This is a genomic window from Mycobacterium sp. 852014-50255_SCH5639931, assembly GCF_001665605.1.
In the GTDB taxonomy this organism is placed as follows: domain Bacteria; phylum Actinomycetota; class Actinomycetes; order Mycobacteriales; family Mycobacteriaceae; genus Mycobacterium; species Mycobacterium paraffinicum.
The window spans coordinates 151,176-167,238 of record NZ_LZSV01000016.1; the positions used below are offsets into that span (position 1 = coordinate 151,176).

Here is a 16,063-nt window from a genome sequence, read left to right on the forward strand (position 1 = left end):
GAGGCCTAATGTCTGATCCAGCAACACAATTCACGGTCCCCGCCGTCGCGACGGCCGTCGCGGCCGCGATTCCCGACCGGGAGCTGCTAATACAGGGCGGACGGCGGTACAGCTACGCACAAGTGCTCGAACGGTCACACCGCCTCGCCGCGTACCTGCGCTCACGCGGGCTGGGGTGCCACACCGAACGCTCCGCGCTCCCCGGCCATGAGGCCGGCCAGGACCTGCTCGGCATCTACGCCTACAACGGCAACGAATTCGTCGAGGCGTTGCTGGGAGCGTTTCAGGCCCGAGTCGCCCCGTTCAACGTCAACTTCCGCTACGTAAAGAGCGAGCTGCAGTATCTCTTGGCGGATTCCGGGGCGACCGCGCTGATCTACCACGCCGCGTTCGCGCCGCGGGTGGCCGAGATCTTGCCGGACCTGCCCCAACTGCGGGTACTGATCCAGATCGCCGATGACTCCGGCAACGAATTGATCTACGGCGCGGTCGATTACGAGAGAATCATCGCGTCTTCCACACCGGAGCCACCACCGGTTCAGCCTTCGCCCGACGACCTGTACGTCCTGTACACGGGCGGCACGACGGGGATGCCGAAAGGTGTGCTGTGGCGCCAGCACGACATCTTCATGACGTCCTTCGGCGGGCGCAACCTGATGACCGGTGAGCCGTTCGGATCCGTCGACGAGATCACGGCGGGGGTCGCCGCGGGTCCCGGCACCAAGCTGATGATCCTGCCGCCGCTGATGCACGGCGCGGCTCAGTGGAGCGTGATGACGGCGATCACGACCGGACAATCCGTCGTCTTCCCGTCGGTCGTTGACCGTCTGGACGCCGAAGAGGTCGTCCGCACCATCGAGCGCGAGCGGGTGACCGTGGTGACGGTGGTCGGTGATGCGATGGCCCGCCCGCTGGTCGCCGCCATCGAGAAAGGGATCGCGGACGTGTCGTCGTTGGCCGTGGTCGCCAACGGGGGCGCGTTGCTCACCCCGTTCGTCAAGCAGCGGTTGATCGAAGTCCTGCCGAACGCCGTCGTCGTCGACGGTGTCGGATCCTCGGAAACCGGCGCGCAGATGCACCACATGTCGATGTCGGGAGCGGTGTCGACCGGCACCTTCAACGCGGGACCGGACACGTTCGTGGCGGCCGAAGACCTGGCCTCGATCCTGGAACCGGGTCACGACGGAATGGGCTGGCTCGCGCAGCGCGGGTACGTTCCCCTCGGCTACAAGGGCGATGCGGCCAAGACCGCCAAGACATTTCCCGTCATCGACGGGGTCCGGTATGCGATCCCCGGCGACCGGGCCCGCCACCGCGCCGATGGCACCGTCGAACTGCTGGGCCGCGATTCCGTGACGATCAACTCGGGCGGCGAAAAGATCTTCGTCGAGGAGGTCGAGACCGCCATCGCGTCGCACCCCGCGGTGGCCGACGTGGTGGTCGCCGGACGTCCCAGTGAGCGGTGGGGCCAGGAGGTGGTGGCCGTCGTCGCACTGGCCGAAGGTGCCCGCGCCGACGCCGAGGAGTTGGTCGCCCACGCCGGGCAATCGCTGGCCCGCTACAAACTTCCCAAGGCGATCGTGTTCCGCGCGGCAATCGAGCGCAGCCCGTCGGGCAAGGCCGACTACCGGTGGGCGCGCGAGCAGGCTGTTAACGGCTGATCGGCGGGCTGCCCATATTGTCTACTGTAAGAATTACAGTACGATCTTACGCAAGGGCATGCCGTTCACGCAGAAGATGCTGGAGAGCCAAGGTGACGACCAACGTTCACGCCGCCGATTCCGACGGCCGGGCCGTCAGCCTGCGTGACCCCTACCCGTTCTTCGCGCGAAAGCGCCGCGAAGCCGGGGTGTTCCGCGGGACGGTCATGGACTACTCCAAGACGCCGGAGTCGCTCATGCCCAAGCGCGAGTACTCCGCGGTGTCCTTCGATGCGGTGAACACGGTGTTCCGGGACGGTCGAGTGTTCAGCTCCGCACCATACGACAAGACAATCGGCCTCTTCATGGGGCCGACCATCCTGGCGATGGAGGGAAAGAAGCATCGCGATCATCGCAACCTGGTGTCCGCTGCATTCAAGTCCAAGGCGCTGGCCCGCTGGGAGAACACCATTGTGCGGCCGATCTGCAACGCGCTGATCGACGAATTCATCGCCAGCGGTGAAGCAGACCTGGTCCGGAACTTCACCTTCGAATTTCCCACCCGCGTCATCGCCCAGCTGCTGGGGCTGCCGGCCGACGACTTGCCGATGTTCCGCAAGCGCGCCGTGCAATTGATCAGCTACCACGTCGACTACGAGGGTGCGTTCGAGGCGTCGGCGGCGCTCAAGGATTACTTCGTTGAGCAGATCGAACAGCGCAAATCCCAGCCCACCGAGGACATCATCGGTGATCTGGTCACCGCGGAGATCGACGGCGAAAAGCTAAGCGACGAAGCCATTTACTCCTTCCTCCGGCTGCTGCTGCCGGCCGGCTTGGAAACCACGTACCGGTCGTCGGGCAACCTGCTGTACCTGCTGCTCACCCATCCGGACCAGTTCGCCGCGGTGCAGGCCGATCGCGAACTCTTGCCGCAGGCGATCGAGGAAGGGCTGCGCTTCGAGACGCCGCTCACCACCGTGCAGCGATTCACCACCGAGGACACCGAGCTGGATGGTGTCGAGATTCCGGCACGTGCGGTGGTGGGCGTGTGCATCGGGTCCGCGAACCGCGACGAACGGCGCTGGGATCGGTCGGAAGAGTTCGACATGTTTCGCAAGCACCAACCGCACATCTCGTTCGCCGCCGGTGAGCACACGTGTCTGGGGCTGCACTTGGCGCGGCTGGAAACCCGCGTCGCCGTCGAATGCCTGCTGGACCGGGTAACCGACGTCAGGCTGCTCACCGACGACGACCCACACATTCACGGCCAACCCTTCCGTTCCCCGACGGCGCTTCCCGTGACGTTCAAGGCAAAGTAGGGTCCGGAAATGGTAAAAGTCATGTCGGGCTTCCGGGTCCTGGAACTTGCGCAATTCACCTTCGTCCCGGCGGCGGGCGCCATCCTGGCCGACTGGGGTGCGGACGTCATCAAGGTCGAACACCCGCTGCGCGGCGACACCCAACGCGGCTTCATCAACATGGGTGGCATCCAACTCGATCCGGAGCGGCACCCTCTGATGGAGCATCCCAACCGGGGCAAGCGCAGCGTCGGGATCGACGTATCCACGCCGGGCGGTCAGGAAGTGATCTACGAACTGGCCAAGACCTCCGACGTGTTCCTCACCAACTACATGCCCGCTCAGCGGCAGAAGCACAAGTTCGACGTGGAACACATTCGCGCGGTGAATCCGAACATCGTCTACGCGCGCGGTTCGGCGTACGGCGACAAGGGTGCCGAGCGTGACGTGGGTGGCTATGACGGGACGGCGTTCTGGACGCGCAGCGGCATCGGGTACGCACTGACGCCCGAGGAGCTGGGTGGCGCACTGGGGCAAGGCATTCCCGCGTTCGGCGATTCCATCGGCGGCATGTTCATCGCCGGCGGCATCTCGGCGGCGCTGCTGCATCGCGAGCGCACCGGCGAAGCCCTCGAACTCGACGTGTCGTTGCTGAGCACGGCCTGGTGGGCGGCGGGAGCGAGCGTGACTCAGGGCATGGAGACCGGACAGGTCATGCGCAGTCCGATGCCGGGCTCGGCGACCGCGATGTCGGTCAATCCTTTTATGGGCAACTACGAAACCTCCGACGGCGGCACCATCAACCTCTGCATCATCAGCCCGACAGGCCTGATCCGCGACACTTTCGAGCATCTCGGCATACCAGAGGCGGCCGACGATCCCCGCTTCTCCGAAGTGCTCCCGCTGATCCAGAATGCCAACGCGGCCGCCGAACTGATCGCAAAGGCCTTCGCCGGCAAGCCCTTCGACTACTGGCGGCAGCACCTGAAGACAATGAAGGGTCAGTGGGCGCCGTTCCAGAGCCTGCTCGACCTGGTGGACGACGAGCAGGCCCTTGCCAACGACATGGTCAGCGAGGTCGAACTCGCCAGCGGCGGTAGGCCTTTCCGCGTCGTGCGCGGCCCCGTGCAGTTCAACCACGAGCCGCTGGTCACCACGCGGGCGCCCCAGGCCTCCGAGCACACCGAGATCGTGCTGATGGAACTGGGCATGGACTGGGACCGTATCGAGGAGCTGAAGGACTCGGGGGCCATTGCGTGAACCGCGCCCCCGCACAGTGATCGGTACGGCCTCATGGCCGAACGTGCGTCTGCGGCGACGGCACTGATGACCCGCTAGAACGATTGCACCTTCTGTTCGCTGACGCGCATGCCATGTCCGGTGTGGTCATTGGTAAAGGTGATGGCGTCGGCGGTCGCGGCGATGGTCCAGCCCTGGGTCCAATACGTTCGCGGACTGAGCGCGATCTTGCCCTCGAGGGCGCCCAGGTCTGCGTCGACGAACTGAAGTTCGCCGTCGGCCGTGACACTGACCGTGTGAAAAGGTCTGCCATCGCTGCGAGGAGGCCAACTGTGCGAAGAAGTTTCGCAGGCGACCAGGGCGACGCTCACCGAACAACCAATAGCCTGCGATGCGGTGGTCACGCGCGCATACCCCTGCGCGTTGGGCGCCAGCGGCGAGGGCGGTGTGGGTGGCGTCGAGGTGGCGATCAGGTGATACGCGGGCCCCGCCGTGACCGCCGTTGGTATCAAGGCGGCCGCCACCGCGGCACACGCGGCAGCAGCTATAAGACCGAGCGCCTTGAACGTATCTATCCGTGTCATGCCGCACCTTTTATCTTCGCGTTCAAGGCATTTGGTAGGCGCACCTGCCGGGCTTGTGCTCGGTGAGCGGGGCGGGTTGGCCATCGACCCGAATCGCACAGTCATGGGTACCGTTGTGGTCGGTGTAGTTCAAAGCCAGAAGTTTGCTTCCGGTCACCTCCACCGTCTGCGACCACGGCGTCGAAACCCACTTGGTTGTGCTGGGCGGATACACCGGCGTACCTGGGTCGGGGATGACCGAGAAAACGTCACCGCCGCCCAAGACCTGATAGGTAATGGTGTGTTTGCCCGGCCCGGGTGCGTTGTTCTGTGGCTGCAGCCCGCCGGTGGCACCGACGCCCGCGTTGGCGTTCTCCTGCCACGTTTCTTGCCGCCGCTGCGGGGAGACGCACACTGCGTCGCCGTCGTATCCTTCGCGCCATACCAATCCCGAAACGCACGTCTTAGGCCCGTAGGCGCCACCGCCCGCATAGCCGTCGCCTCGGGCGGCGGCGGCATTCTCGTTCTGAACCTCTTGGGCGATGCCCGGGGGCACACAAACGTGGTCGCCGGGCCGCGTCAGCCGCGGAACCTGGCCGGCGATGTCGCCGGGAATGCATCCGCCGTTAGCCGAGGCGGTCGGTGACGCGACGACAGCTCCGGCGACGGTGAGGGCGGCCGCACAAATCGGCAACATGGGTGATAGCCACGTGCCGCGAATGAGCTTGGCCACGGGCGTGGGCTGCGATGCGAAGTGATTGGACATGCGAAGGCCTCCTATCGACGGTCCGGGCTGCTTCCGACGCTATGGCGGGCAGGGCCGCAGAGAAATACGGTGTTTCCCTACAAAAATGATTTGGCAGCCGGTTTGGCGCGACATTCCGCCTCAGAGCTCACAGGCCGCCGGTGACGTCTTGTTCGACGTGGCCGAACTCGTCGTCTTGGCCATTGAACGTGCCGTGGCATGACACCACCAAGTGATACTTGACGCCCAGCGGTGGCGCCAGGAAGTCAAGCCTGGTGGCATCATTCGGGTTGACGTTGAAGTCACGGTGTACCGCCGGCATCAAGAGCCCATTCCTCGGCGCGGCGTCATACGTGCACTTGCCAGGCAATGTCGAGGTGTTTTTGACGTCACCGCCACTGAAGTCGGTGATTGCTCGACATTGACCGCGATCGCGTTCTTCGGCGGCTTCGGCGCAGGAGGCGACGGATTGGGCGTCTTGGAGCAATCCGAGCCGGCAGGCACCTGGTAGTTGCCGGTACAACGTATCGGAAGGTTGTTCGGACTCGCTGCTGCCTGACAAGTTTGCCCAGCCGGAACGGTCGGAGTTTCCCAACCCGCCGGACACTGGACGGCCGCCGGTGGTGCTGGGGGGGGGCGGCCGCCGGCTTACCCAGCACGATGGCGACGGCATCGTTATCGCCAGTGCGGAAGAAACCCACGCCGAAGTCTTTGTTGCTGCAGTCGTTGATGGCAGGGTGGCATCGCCAACGGCGATGCGGGTAGCCCCTCCGCGTTGTTCGCGCTCCCGAAGGGAAAGGCCTTCGTGACGGTGAAGGTGCCCTTGTACTGTCCGGCCGGGGGCACCCCCGGCAGGTTGTTGCCGATGGCATGCTGCGCCTCCCCCTCCAGGGGGAGGCTGTAATTCAAAGGGGGACAAGTCGATCCTCCTCGCGCGTTGTTAACCGCCTGGCGGATGGCAGCGAGTGGATCGGCGGACGCGATCGGCGCCATCGTTAACGCGAGCGCCCCGAACCCGTCAGCGCCGCGAACACAACCGCAACTGATGCTCGGGTTCTGGCCATGGTGATCTCCTGTTCGTCGCCAGCCGCACGCCGCATGCGGCAGGCCGGCGTGTCGGTGTCCGCCCGACTTGCAAGACGCTAAGTGGAATGCTCCGATGCGGAAATAAGGAGGATCCCTACTCTTGTGCGTTCATTGACCTGCCAGGGCTATTTGGGTACCTGTGGGGCAATTTCGTGAGCAAGTTTCACGGCGGCGGCGTTGGCCTGCTCCGCGGAGAGCCGCAACACGGCCACCTGCACGGTGTTGACGCGATTACCGGCGGCGAACTCGACCCCGCCACCACCCATGTACCGCATGCCGTCCGGCCCCGGCGTGCTGGGGTCGGGGAAGCCCGCCGCCGGCGGAGGGAGCTTGTCGTTCAGGGCGGTGCCCGGATTGCTGATGGTCAATGAGACCGATTCGTCGGTCGCCTTGTTCGTCCACATGCAGTCTCCCTGATCGGGATCCTTCCCTGTCGACACCCCTGTCGCCGGAGTGCCCAGCAACGACGTAATCTCCTGTGGCGCAATCATGGAGCACGCGTCGATGCGCGTTCCTGCGTGCGGCGCGGCGTTGGCCGCCGACTGCGACGGCCCTGGTCGGCCCGCCCCGTTCCCCGGCCCGCTCGACCCGCATCCGGCGATCACACAGGACAGCGCGGCGATGGCGGCCAGTGCTTTCGTTCGGTGGATCTCACCACCGGTCGTCCGGAGCCAATACCGTGTTCTGTCGATGGCCGTACCCGCATGTTGTCGCACAGGCGTCTCTTTTCTACTCGAATCTGGTTCGCTGCAGCGATTTTCGTTCGGCCGCGCCTATTGCTTGGCCAGCACGACGGTGACGACGTCGACGCTGCGGTCATCGTGCCGGATGAAGCCCACACCGAAGGTCGTGTTACTGCAGTCGGCGATGGCGGGATTCGCTTTTGACGTGGCGCTTTGGATGGCCTTGATCATCGGGTCACCGGAACCCAGGAAGCCCACTTCGCCCGCCCTCAGTGCGGCGTTCTCCGTTCGCGCGTATTGCTGGGCATCGTTTTCAAGGCTGGTCCGATATGTCAATGCCGGACAATGTGTTTGGCTGCGTGCCTGGATGACCGAATCGGCCGCTGCACCAAGTCCGGGACCAGGCTGCTGGTTTTGCGGCGGGGTGACTGACGGTTTGGTCGGCTGACCCAGCACGATCGTGACGACGTCGACACTGCGGTCATCGTGCCGGATGAAGCCGACTCCGAAGTCGGTGTAGTTGCAGTTCGCGAGTGCACTTTTCGCCTTGGACATCACGCTGTCGTCAGCCTTGGCGAAAGGATCACCCGAACCGAGAAAGCCGACCACCGTCCCGGGATACCCGCCGGCCTGCGGCGGCTTTTCGGTGGTCGCGTACTGCTGGGCGACGCTGTCGAGGTCGCCACGTGCCGTCAGTCCGGGGCACGCTGTGGTGCCGCGAACATTGTTGACGTAGTCGCGCGTTTGCTGTTGATCGGCGTGGGCGATGCCGCTCGGTGTCGCGCCTACGAGCACGACAAGGCCGGTGATGGTGGTCGCGACGGCAAGCGGTGCTGATTGTTCTGTTCTCGTCATGACGGTTTCCTTCAGAAGTATTGGACGCGCCGCTGCGCGCGCGCCCGGGCCATCCCTGCGACGGTTTCGTTGTGTGCCCGCGTTACTAGGACTGTGGTCCCCGAGCGGGTTCGGGAGAAATAGGGGATTTCCCTATCGCTGCGATGCGGTCGGGTCGAATGGCACGCACGCGGGTCGCGGGGAGCGTATCGCCGGGCCGGTCAGCAGTCCCGTGATCGCATCCAGCCGACAGCCGAGCTGATCCGTTGCGCTGGATCGCCGGCATCCTGGCAAACCTGGGCAACGAGCGCGGCCGACTCGGCAGCAAAGACACCGAACGCGTAATCGTCCGCTGGCACGCCCATCGCCGTCAGCAGCCGGACCTGCTTGCCATCAGTCGACGCGGATGCCGCACTGTTGTTGAGACGATCAACGACGTCGCCGATCGAGTTAGTGGGCGCCTGTGGGCCGTACCACTCGACGAGGAACCCCTGTGTGTGCTCCTCGACATTCGCCATCGGCACCACGCTACCGATGCCGGCGATCGTCGCATCAGGGTTTTCCCTAGCACGTATCGGATTCCAATTTCGAGGCTGCGAGTGCTCGGTGTAGCTGCGTTCGGGAGCGGATGTTGAGTTTGCGGTAGATGTGGCTCAGGTTGACCTCGACAGTTTTGGGGCTGATGAACAGCGCGGCAGCGATCTTGCGGTTGGTCAAGCCCGAAACGGCCAGTTCCGCGACGCGTTCCTCGGTCGGGGTCAGCGTGTCGGAGCGGCGTTTGCCCAATCCGCCACGTGCCAGTTCGGATTTCGCGCGCTCAACCCATAACGCGGTGCCGAGTTGTTCAAAGGTCCGCAGTGCTCCTTGAAGGGTCGCCGCGGCGGCGTCGCGACGGCGTTGTCGACGCTGCAGCTGACCGAGCAGCAGTTGGCTGCGTGCATGTTCGAACGGCATGGGGAGGCGTTGGTGCTGGGTCAGAGCCACCTCGGCGGATGCCAGGGCGGCGGTGACGTCGCCGCGTCCGGCCTGGAGCATCGCGCGGCAACGTGCCCCCACCGCCAACATCCAGGGCCGGTCCAACCGGAATCCGTTGCCTTCCAAGACCTCGATCAATCCCTGGGCTTCATCGAGCCTGCCCAGCTGAATCAGGGCTTCAGCGGCATCGGATACAAACGGTGCCACGAAGATCTCGGTAGCCCGCGGCGCCTGCTGGACAGCGCTCAACAACGGCTCCAAAATGTCCAGTGCCGCTTCATAATTGCCCAGCGACACCTCGAGGAATCCCAGCGTCGTCACAGGCCACACCGCGACCAGGGCCGGCGAGTCACACCGCTCCGCCGCAGCGAGCGCCGCCGCGGCGTCGCGGCGCGCGGCGTGCTCATCGCCGGCATAGGCTGCCACCGCCGCCTGAATCATCAGCGCCACCGACATCGGTAGGTCGCCGTCGAGCTGACGCGCACGCTCCATCGCGTCCTTGGCGATCAGCGACGCCGCGGTGAAGTCGCCCCGCCACATCTCGGTGAGCGCGCCGTGAAAAGCGCCGATCATCCATTCGCTTTCCGCTCCCCGCTCGATGTAGCGCTGCCTGATCTCCTGCAACGCGCAACGCCCTTCGTCGAGTCGGCCGGTCCCGGCCAGCAACACCGCACGATGTGCGGTTGGCCACAGCATGGCCGAGGGCAGCTCGCCGCCTTCGTCTAACTGCAACGCCTTCTGCAGGGTCATTCCTTCGAAACCGTCGCCCACCAGAAAGCCCACCAGCACCCGCATGCCTAATGCCTGGCTGAGAAGGCGCGGTTCGCCCAGCCGAGTCGCCGTGGTTACCGCCTCATGAACCGCGCGGGCGGCGCCGTCAAACTCGCGGATATTAAGGCGGGCGAAGGACAACGGCACGAGGATTTGCACGAGCAACTCGTCGTCCTCGGCGGCCCCGGCCACCGCCCGTTGCAGCAGCGCCGCGGCGTCACGGGAGCTCCCATCGAGCAGACTCCACAGTCCCAGCAGGCTCAGCGCTTCGGCGTGCACATGTGCCGGCGCCGGTGAGCCGATGGTGTGCTCGAGGATGTCGCGGGCGCGTGCGGCGTCACCGGCGTTGAAGTGAAACGCCGCGCAACGGATCTGGCGCTCGGAACTGTCGGCGCCCAACTCACGTGCCAATTCCATGAACTCCGCCGCCGCGGCTGGCGCGCCGCGTCTGCTGGCCAGCTGTGCGGCAGCATCAAGTGCGTCCACTGTCGCTGCATCGGCGTGTGTGGCGGCCAGCGCCAAGTGCCGTGCGCGCAGTTCCGCGTGATCGACCAGGGAGGCCAGACGCCGATGCATTGCGCGTCGTTGCGCTGGCGTGGCCTCTGTGTAGACGCCAGCTGTGAGCAGGGGGTGGGTGAACCTGAGCCGGTTACGCTCGATCGTGACGATTCCCCGTGCCTCCGCGACCATCAGCCCGCGAACGCACTCCTCGACGACTTGGTCGGTCGCTCGCGATACCAGGTCGACCGTCGGCGCGGCTAGACAAGCTGCCGCAATCAGCGCTTCACGAACATGAGGATCAAGGTCACCGATTCTGGACGAGACCAATCCGGCCAAAGTGGTCGGCAGCGTCATCTCGGCGTTGGATTCGCCGCCCGTCATCGCGCGGGCCAATTCGATGGCGTAGAACGGGTTGCCGCCGGACGCTTCGTGAATGCGCAGCATGGCTTGCCGGGAGATCGAGCGTCCGAAACGTGCCGAAATGATCTTATGCAGGGCACCAATGGTCAATGGTCTCAAATGAATTCGCGTGATGGCATCGGGCTGCTCCAACTGGAGCCACCGCACGTCGTCGTCACCGTCGCCTGTGCGCACGGTCGCCAGAAGTCCAACGGGACCCGAAAACCGCCGCGCCGCGAAAGCGACAACGCGGGCGGTGGACGGATCCAGCCACTGAAGATCGTCGATCGCCAACAACACCGGTGCGCTGCCTGACAGGATGTCGATCACCGAGAGGAACGCCGCGGCGACCGCGCGCGGATCTGTTGCCACTCCGCCGTCGCTGACCTGCAAGAGGATTCGGTCGACCGCCAGCCGCTGGGGCTCAGGCAGGGCGTGCAGGACTTCGGCCTTGACCGCCGAGAACAGGTCGGCTAACGAGATGTAGGCCGTCACTGATTCGGTGGCCGCCGCGCGCGCGGCGAGCACATGCATCCCCCGCGCGCGGGCCTGCTGCACCGCGGAAAGCCACAAGGTCGTCTTGCCAATACCCGCTTCGCCCTCCAGCAGAAGGCTTGCCGGATTCACACTGCAACCGTCCAGGAAGTCGGCGACAGCCTCCGCCTCCGTCGCGCGACTGACCGGATGCCGATCCACGATCGTTGAACCTCAGCCCGGGTCGCCGGCCGATAACGGGTCGATTCCAGACACGAGGCGGGCTGGACCGATCTCGCCCGGCACGCGGCGCGAGTGCGACCGAAAGCGCCCCCCGGCGCGGCTCATGATTCGCCATCAATTCGCATAGGGCAAAATCTATAGGTAATGGGAGGAACCTGCAGGTTGGTTGAGAGATGTTATCGCCTGGTCGACGAACTTTCGCGGGTGAAGAGTGGTTGTTCATCGTCCCGCGAAGGCCCATTACAGCGGGTCGTGTAATCCGGGCGACGCCGCGCCGACACTGCGCATCGCTACACCGGCACACCAATCTTCTTGCGGGCGGCGGTCGAGGTGCGCGCCCGCCGCCGCGGCGCCTACGAGGTCAACACGACCTTCGCCCCGGTCGATGAGGACGTCTCCCCGACCGTTTACGCTTCCCGCGCGCCGTTCGAGGAAGGCTGGGGTGGCGCCGCAGGACGTCGACGTCATTCAGCCGCAGGACACCGACGGCGGACTCATCGCGAACAGCGAGCCAATCGGGCCGTTGCGGGCGCGCGCTATCTGGTTGCGCTACGGCCGCAGGTACATCGCTGATCGGTGGGCACCCGTTTCATCACGCTCTCGGCGTGCGCACCACACCCCGCCCAAGTGATCTTTCCGCAGTGGCGGCAGCGTACGGAGTAGCACATGGTTGCTCCCTACTATTCAGGGCGAAGCGACTGGACCACTATGCCTTCACGGCAGCTTTGCGCTCAGCGATCTGGACGCGGACCCGCTCCATGTCGAGACCCTTGATCTTGTCGATCAGGTTGTCCAGCACCGCCGGTGACATCGCCCCCGGCTGGCTGTAAACGAGGATGCCCTCCCGGAACGCCATGATGGTCGGAACGGAGCGGATGCCCACGGTCGCTGCCAATTCGCGCTCGGTATCGGTGTCCACCTTGGCGTACACGATGTCCGGGTGGTTTTGAGCGGACCGCTCGAAGACCGGGGCGAACGCCCGGCATGGTCCACACCAAGGCGCCCAGAAGTCGACTAAGACAATCGGACTCGCAAGTATCGTCGATTCGAAATCGGCGAGGGTCAGCGTTTTGACGGTCATGGTTGCTCCTTTCGGGAGTTCAGGGTGAGGATGGGCTCTACGCGGTAGTGCCCGTTCATTGCGGCGGTCCAGCGGCGTCCGCGGCCCTGTCAGCGAATTCGCAAAAAGCGCTGTAGGCGCGTGCACCGTAGATTGTTGCCGGGCCACCGTGCATGAGAATGCTGACGCCGATCGCCTCGGCGGCCTCTTCCTTGGATGCGCCGGCACGAGCCGCCCCCTGGGCGTGGGAAGCGATGCAGCCGTCACATCCGGCTACGACGCCGATCGCCATCGCGATCAGCTCCTTGAACTTTTTGTCCAAGGCGCCCGAGGTCAGTGCGCCATTGCTCATCTCGGCAAAACCCCGGTACACATCCGGGATCATCTTGCGCAGGGCGCGGTGCTGTGGGTTGAGGTCGTCCAGCACCTGCTGGTAGTGGTTGTGTTCCGTCATGACTGTTACAATACCCATACGGGTAGGGGTATTCCTCGTTAGACAAGAATTTGTCCTGCGGTGCACATATACCCGTGCCAATAGAGTCGATCGGCCCTAGGAATCGCGTCGTCGTGGGGCGCAATCTGACCTCGGAGTGCCAGGTGTTCCCTTGCGGAGCAGCTATCCCGCAGGGGTAATGCCGGTATGTGGAATGGAGGACTATCAATGGCACGAGTCGTGATCCTTGGCGCTGGTATTGCGGGGCATACCGCCGCGCTGCACCTGCGCCGATGGCTAGGTCGCAGTCACGAAGTCGTCGTGATTTCTCCCAACGCCGACTGGAACTGGATCCCGTCGAACATCTGGGTCGGCGTGGGCCGGATGGATCCAGCCAAGGTACTCATTCCGCTCAGGCCGATCTACCGGCGCAAGGGCATTGCGTTTCATCAAGCGCTCGCCACGGCAATCCATCCGGAGGGCACCGAAGATGAGTCGGCACCATCGGTGGACTTCACCTACACCGATGAGGAGCACGACGGCCAGACCGGCACCATTACGTACGACTACCTCATCAATGCAACCGGACCGCGACTGAACTTCGGGGCCACTCCGGGGCTCGGGCCCGCCGGCCACTCGTACTCGGTGTGCACCGCGGCCCACGCAGTAGAAGCAGCGCAAGCGCTCGACCGGGTCATCGCCAGAATGAAGGCCGGCGAGAGGCAGCGCATCGTCATCGGCGTCGGACACGGCACCTGCACCTGCGAGGGTGCGGCGTTCGAGTACGCCTTCAACGTTGAGCACACGCTGCGAGCCGCCGGCGTGCGAGACCTCGCCGAAATCGTCTACCTCACCAACGAGTACGAACTGGGCGACTTCGGCGTCGGTGGCATGAGTTTCGTCGAGAAGGGCTTCCTGCAGTCCAGCCGGATGTGGACCGAGTCGCTGTTCCGCGAGCGCGGCGTCAGGGCCATCACGCAAGCGGCCGTCCATGAGGTGATGGACGGCAAGCTGCGCTACGAGCAACTCGACGGCAAAGAGCACGAATTGGACTTCGACTTCGCCATGCTGCTACCCCCGTTCAGGGGAGCCGACCTCGCGGCATACGACAAGCGCGGCAACGACATCAGCTCCGTTCTGTTCGCGCCGTCAGGTTTCCTGAAGGTCGACGCAGACTACTCGGGCAAGCCCTATGACGAGTGGTCTGCCGAGGATTGGCCGCACACCTATGAGTCCCCTGCCTACCCGAACATCTTCGCGCCGGGCATCGCGTTCGCGCCCCCGCATCCCATCTCTCGGCCGCGCACGAGTCCAAACGGGACGGTCATCACGCCCAGTCCGCCGCGCACCGGCATGCCGTCGGGCATCATGGCAAAGACGGTCGCCGAGACCATCCGCGATCGAATCACCAAGGGAGCGAACAGTGTTGCGCACCGCGCCTCGATGTCGAGCATGGGCGCCGCGTGCGTCGCGTCGGCGGGCACCGGATTGCGTGAGGGCTCGGCGGCCGCGATGACGATGTTCCCAGTTGTCCCCGACCCGGTGAAGTATCCCCAAACGGGTCGTGACATCGCCGGCACCTCCGGAGAGCTCGGCTTGGCCGGCCACTGGATCAAGTTGCTGTTGCATTACCTCTTCATCTATAAGGCGAAAGCCCGCCCATTCTGGTGGTTGATCCCTGAGTGAAAGGCACTCCGATGGACGACGAAACGAACTATTCGGACGTGAATGCGCTGACAGCCGAGCGCATTGCCGACGCGCCGCTGCCCACCCCCGCGACGCTGCGGATGCGTCAGAACGTCTTCGTCCAGTTGGGGCGTTTCATCCGTATCAACCTCAAGATGCTGCGGATCATCTACGGGCACGGCTGACGGGCCGCTCAGGTTTCGCTCGCAGTAGTCGGTCGCGACGGCAGGCTCAGGACACCTTCTTGACCGGCGCCGCGTAAGCCGGCTTGCCGAGACCGAGCATGTACTGGGCGATCATGTTGCGGAACACCTCCAGCGTGCCGCCATAGATTCCCACCAACGGGGCGAATCGGTAGGCGTATTCGGCGCTGCCGTCGTCGGCGGCCGCTTCGGTTCCGTACGGCAGCGTGGAGGCGGTCCCGAGGATGTCCATCAGTTCCGGAGAGATGTCACGCATTGTTTGCGCGATGGCGACCCGGCCGAAGATGCTCGGGGTGGCCAGCGCCGTCTCCACTCGGGCGACGCAGCGGCCCAGCCGGTATGCGACCGATTTGTCGTCGATGAGCCGGCGCCCGTCGCCATCGGGCCGCGTCACGCTCGCCGCGGCCTTGTCCACCGCCTGCGATAGAAAACCAGCCTGATGCATCATGATTGAGGTGTCCTGCAGTCCGTCGGGGGCGGCGGCGACGGCGCCGTGCTCGACGTTGAGCGGCTCGCGCAGCACGGTCCAGCCACCGTTCACCTCGCCCAGCCGATACTTGTCGTCTACCCGGACGTCGCTGTAGTAGACGATGTTGGTCCGATCGCCATCCACCGTGCGGATTCCCTGGATTTCGATGCCCGGTGAATCCAGTGGCACCAGGAACATGGTCAGGCTCTTGTGCTTTGGCGAGTCCGGGGCGGTGTTGGTGATCAGGAAGACGTACTGACAGTTGTGGGCACCGGTCGTGAACATCTTGGAGCCGTTGATGACCCAGCTCGATCCATCCGACTCGCGCACGGCGCGGGTCTTACAGGTGGCGATATCGGAGCCGCCCTCGGGCTCGGTGTAGCCGAGGCACAACCGGACCTCGCCGCTGAAGACTTTCGGTAACACCTCGTCGCGCAGTTGTGGCGACCCGAATTTGTTCACCGAACGGGCCACCATGGCGGTCGTCCCCCAGGTGACCCAGGGCACGTGTGCACGCCGCTTCTCCAGCTCCCAGATGCGCCGCCGCACCCGGGTGAAACCTCCTTCGGATTCCGGTTTCCACTCGGCTTCCAGATAGCCTGCCGCGCCGAACTTCAGGTGCAGACCTTCGTCGAAATTGTCGCCCGTTTCGCGGTCCCGGCGCCTGATCTCCTCGGTCATATACGTATCCAGGAAATTGCGCGCTTCGTCGCGGAATGCCTTGTCCTCGTCCGACAGCTCGACGCGGGAGAAATCCATGA

At 64.7% G+C, this 16,063-nt stretch carries 15 protein-coding genes and 1 pseudogene; 6 read left to right on the plus strand and 10 right to left on the minus strand.

The window, feature by feature from the left end:
• Positions 1-8: 8 nt before the first annotated feature.
• The 3 genes from A5758_RS08520 to A5758_RS08530 all read left to right on the plus strand — a co-directional run bounded on the left by A5758_RS08520 (position 9) and on the right by A5758_RS08530 (position 4,198).
• Positions 9-1,661 carry an acyl-CoA synthetase gene (locus A5758_RS08520; protein ID WP_067738892.1) on the plus strand — a complete coding sequence of 551 codons (1,653 nt, stop codon included), beginning with the start codon at positions 9-11 and terminating at the stop codon, positions 1,659-1,661.
• A gap of 92 nt (positions 1,662-1,753) precedes the next feature.
• Positions 1,754-2,959: a cytochrome P450 gene (locus tag A5758_RS08525; RefSeq protein ID WP_067738895.1), complete on the plus strand. Its 1,206-nt coding sequence runs from the start codon at positions 1,754-1,756 to the stop codon at positions 2,957-2,959.
• Between the two features lie 21 nt (positions 2,960-2,980).
• Positions 2,981-4,198, plus strand: coding sequence for a CaiB/BaiF CoA-transferase family protein (locus tag A5758_RS08530; protein ID WP_067738898.1), 1,218 nt, complete (start codon positions 2,981-2,983; stop codon positions 4,196-4,198).
• 74 nt (positions 4,199-4,272) lie between these two features.
• On the opposite strand, the gene A5758_RS08535 is transcribed toward A5758_RS08530, so the two are convergent.
• The 7 genes from A5758_RS08535 to A5758_RS08560 all read right to left on the minus strand — a co-directional run bounded on the left by A5758_RS08535 (position 4,273) and on the right by A5758_RS08560 (position 11,430).
• Entirely contained in the window at positions 4,273-4,761 is a 489-nt protein-coding gene (locus A5758_RS08535) for a hypothetical protein (RefSeq protein WP_156622549.1), read from the minus strand.
• 22 nt (positions 4,762-4,783) lie between these two features.
• Positions 4,784-5,506 (minus strand): hypothetical protein, encoded by a 723-nt coding sequence (locus A5758_RS08540; protein ID WP_067738906.1) that lies wholly within the window; start codon positions 5,504-5,506, stop codon positions 4,784-4,786.
• A 127-nt stretch (positions 5,507-5,633) separates the two neighbouring features.
• Positions 5,634-5,807, minus strand: a complete 174-nt coding sequence (locus A5758_RS25675; protein ID WP_156622550.1) for a hypothetical protein — start codon at positions 5,805-5,807, stop codon at positions 5,634-5,636.
• Positions 5,808-6,696: 889 nt separating this feature from the next.
• Positions 6,697-6,975, minus strand: coding sequence for a hypothetical protein (locus A5758_RS08545; protein ID WP_067738910.1), 279 nt, complete (start codon positions 6,973-6,975; stop codon positions 6,697-6,699).
• Between the two features lie 369 nt (positions 6,976-7,344).
• Positions 7,345-8,109 carry a hypothetical protein gene (locus A5758_RS08550; RefSeq protein ID WP_067738913.1) on the minus strand — a complete coding sequence of 255 codons (765 nt, stop codon included), beginning with the start codon at positions 8,107-8,109 and terminating at the stop codon, positions 7,345-7,347.
• Positions 8,110-8,309: 200 nt separating this feature from the next.
• The gene (locus A5758_RS08555) at positions 8,310-8,606 is read right to left on the minus strand and encodes a hypothetical protein (RefSeq protein ID WP_067738916.1); all 297 of its coding nucleotides are present in this window, start codon (positions 8,604-8,606) and stop codon (positions 8,310-8,312) included.
• A 46-nt stretch (positions 8,607-8,652) separates the two neighbouring features.
• Positions 8,653-11,430: a LuxR family transcriptional regulator gene (locus A5758_RS08560; protein ID WP_067738919.1), complete on the minus strand. Its 2,778-nt coding sequence runs from the start codon at positions 11,428-11,430 to the stop codon at positions 8,653-8,655.
• A 291-nt stretch (positions 11,431-11,721) separates the two neighbouring features.
• Here A5758_RS08560 and A5758_RS26510 point away from each other — a divergent pair.
• Positions 11,722-12,082: pseudogene (locus A5758_RS26510) on the plus strand (thiolase family protein); the annotation flags it as partial.
• Between the two features lie 75 nt (positions 12,083-12,157).
• On the opposite strand, the gene trxA reads toward A5758_RS26510, so the two are convergent.
• Together trxA and A5758_RS08575 are read right to left on the minus strand one after the other, a co-directional pair.
• On the minus strand, positions 12,158-12,532 hold the full coding sequence (gene trxA / locus A5758_RS08570) for a thioredoxin (protein WP_067738925.1): 375 nt from the start codon (positions 12,530-12,532) through the stop codon (positions 12,158-12,160).
• A gap of 55 nt (positions 12,533-12,587) precedes the next feature.
• Entirely contained in the window at positions 12,588-12,965 is a 378-nt protein-coding gene (locus tag A5758_RS08575; protein WP_067738928.1) for a carboxymuconolactone decarboxylase family protein, read from the minus strand.
• A gap of 207 nt (positions 12,966-13,172) precedes the next feature.
• On the opposite strand from A5758_RS08575, the gene A5758_RS08580 reads away from it, so the two are divergent.
• Both A5758_RS08580 and A5758_RS25680 read left to right on the plus strand, forming a co-directional pair.
• Positions 13,173-14,630, plus strand: coding sequence for an NAD(P)/FAD-dependent oxidoreductase (locus A5758_RS08580; RefSeq protein ID WP_067738931.1), 1,458 nt, complete (start codon positions 13,173-13,175; stop codon positions 14,628-14,630).
• A gap of 11 nt (positions 14,631-14,641) precedes the next feature.
• Entirely contained in the window at positions 14,642-14,815 is a 174-nt protein-coding gene (locus A5758_RS25680; protein WP_156622551.1) for a hypothetical protein, read from the plus strand.
• Positions 14,816-14,861: 46 nt separating this feature from the next.
• On the opposite strand, the gene A5758_RS08585 is transcribed toward A5758_RS25680, so the two are convergent.
• Positions 14,862-16,061, minus strand: a complete 1,200-nt coding sequence (locus A5758_RS08585; RefSeq protein ID WP_067738934.1) for an acyl-CoA dehydrogenase family protein — start codon at positions 16,059-16,061, stop codon at positions 14,862-14,864.
• Between the last annotated feature and the right edge of the window lie 2 nt (positions 16,062-16,063).

Coding starts and splice junctions, on each gene's coding strand:
- A5758_RS08575 (WP_067738928.1), bottom strand. CDS start 12,965: ATGACGGAACACAACCACTACCAGCAGGTGCTGGACGACCTCAACCCA.
- A5758_RS08535 (WP_156622549.1), bottom strand. CDS start 4,761: ATGACACGGATAGATACGTTCAAGGCGCTCGGTCTTATAGCTGCTGCC.
- trxA (WP_067738925.1), bottom strand. CDS start 12,532: ATGACCGTCAAAACGCTGACCCTCGCCGATTTCGAATCGACGATACTT.
- A5758_RS08540 (WP_067738906.1), bottom strand. CDS start 5,506: ATGTCCAATCACTTCGCATCGCAGCCCACGCCCGTGGCCAAGCTCATT.
- A5758_RS08530 (WP_067738898.1), top strand. CDS start 2,981: ATGTCGGGCTTCCGGGTCCTGGAACTTGCGCAATTCACCTTCGTCCCG.
- A5758_RS08585 (WP_067738934.1), bottom strand. CDS start 16,061: ATGGATTTCTCCCGCGTCGAGCTGTCGGACGAGGACAAGGCATTCCGC.
- A5758_RS08520 (WP_067738892.1), top strand. CDS start 9: ATGTCTGATCCAGCAACACAATTCACGGTCCCCGCCGTCGCGACGGCC.
- A5758_RS08545 (WP_067738910.1), bottom strand. CDS start 6,975: ATGTGGACGAACAAGGCGACCGACGAATCGGTCTCATTGACCATCAGC.
- A5758_RS08580 (WP_067738931.1), top strand. CDS start 13,173: ATGGCACGAGTCGTGATCCTTGGCGCTGGTATTGCGGGGCATACCGCC.
- A5758_RS08555 (WP_067738916.1), bottom strand. CDS start 8,606: ATGGCGAATGTCGAGGAGCACACACAGGGGTTCCTCGTCGAGTGGTAC.
- A5758_RS25680 (WP_156622551.1), top strand. CDS start 14,642: ATGGACGACGAAACGAACTATTCGGACGTGAATGCGCTGACAGCCGAG.
- A5758_RS25675 (WP_156622550.1), bottom strand. CDS start 5,807: ATGCCGGCGGTACACCGTGACTTCAACGTCAACCCGAATGATGCCACC.
- A5758_RS08550 (WP_067738913.1), bottom strand. CDS start 8,109: ATGACGAGAACAGAACAATCAGCACCGCTTGCCGTCGCGACCACCATC.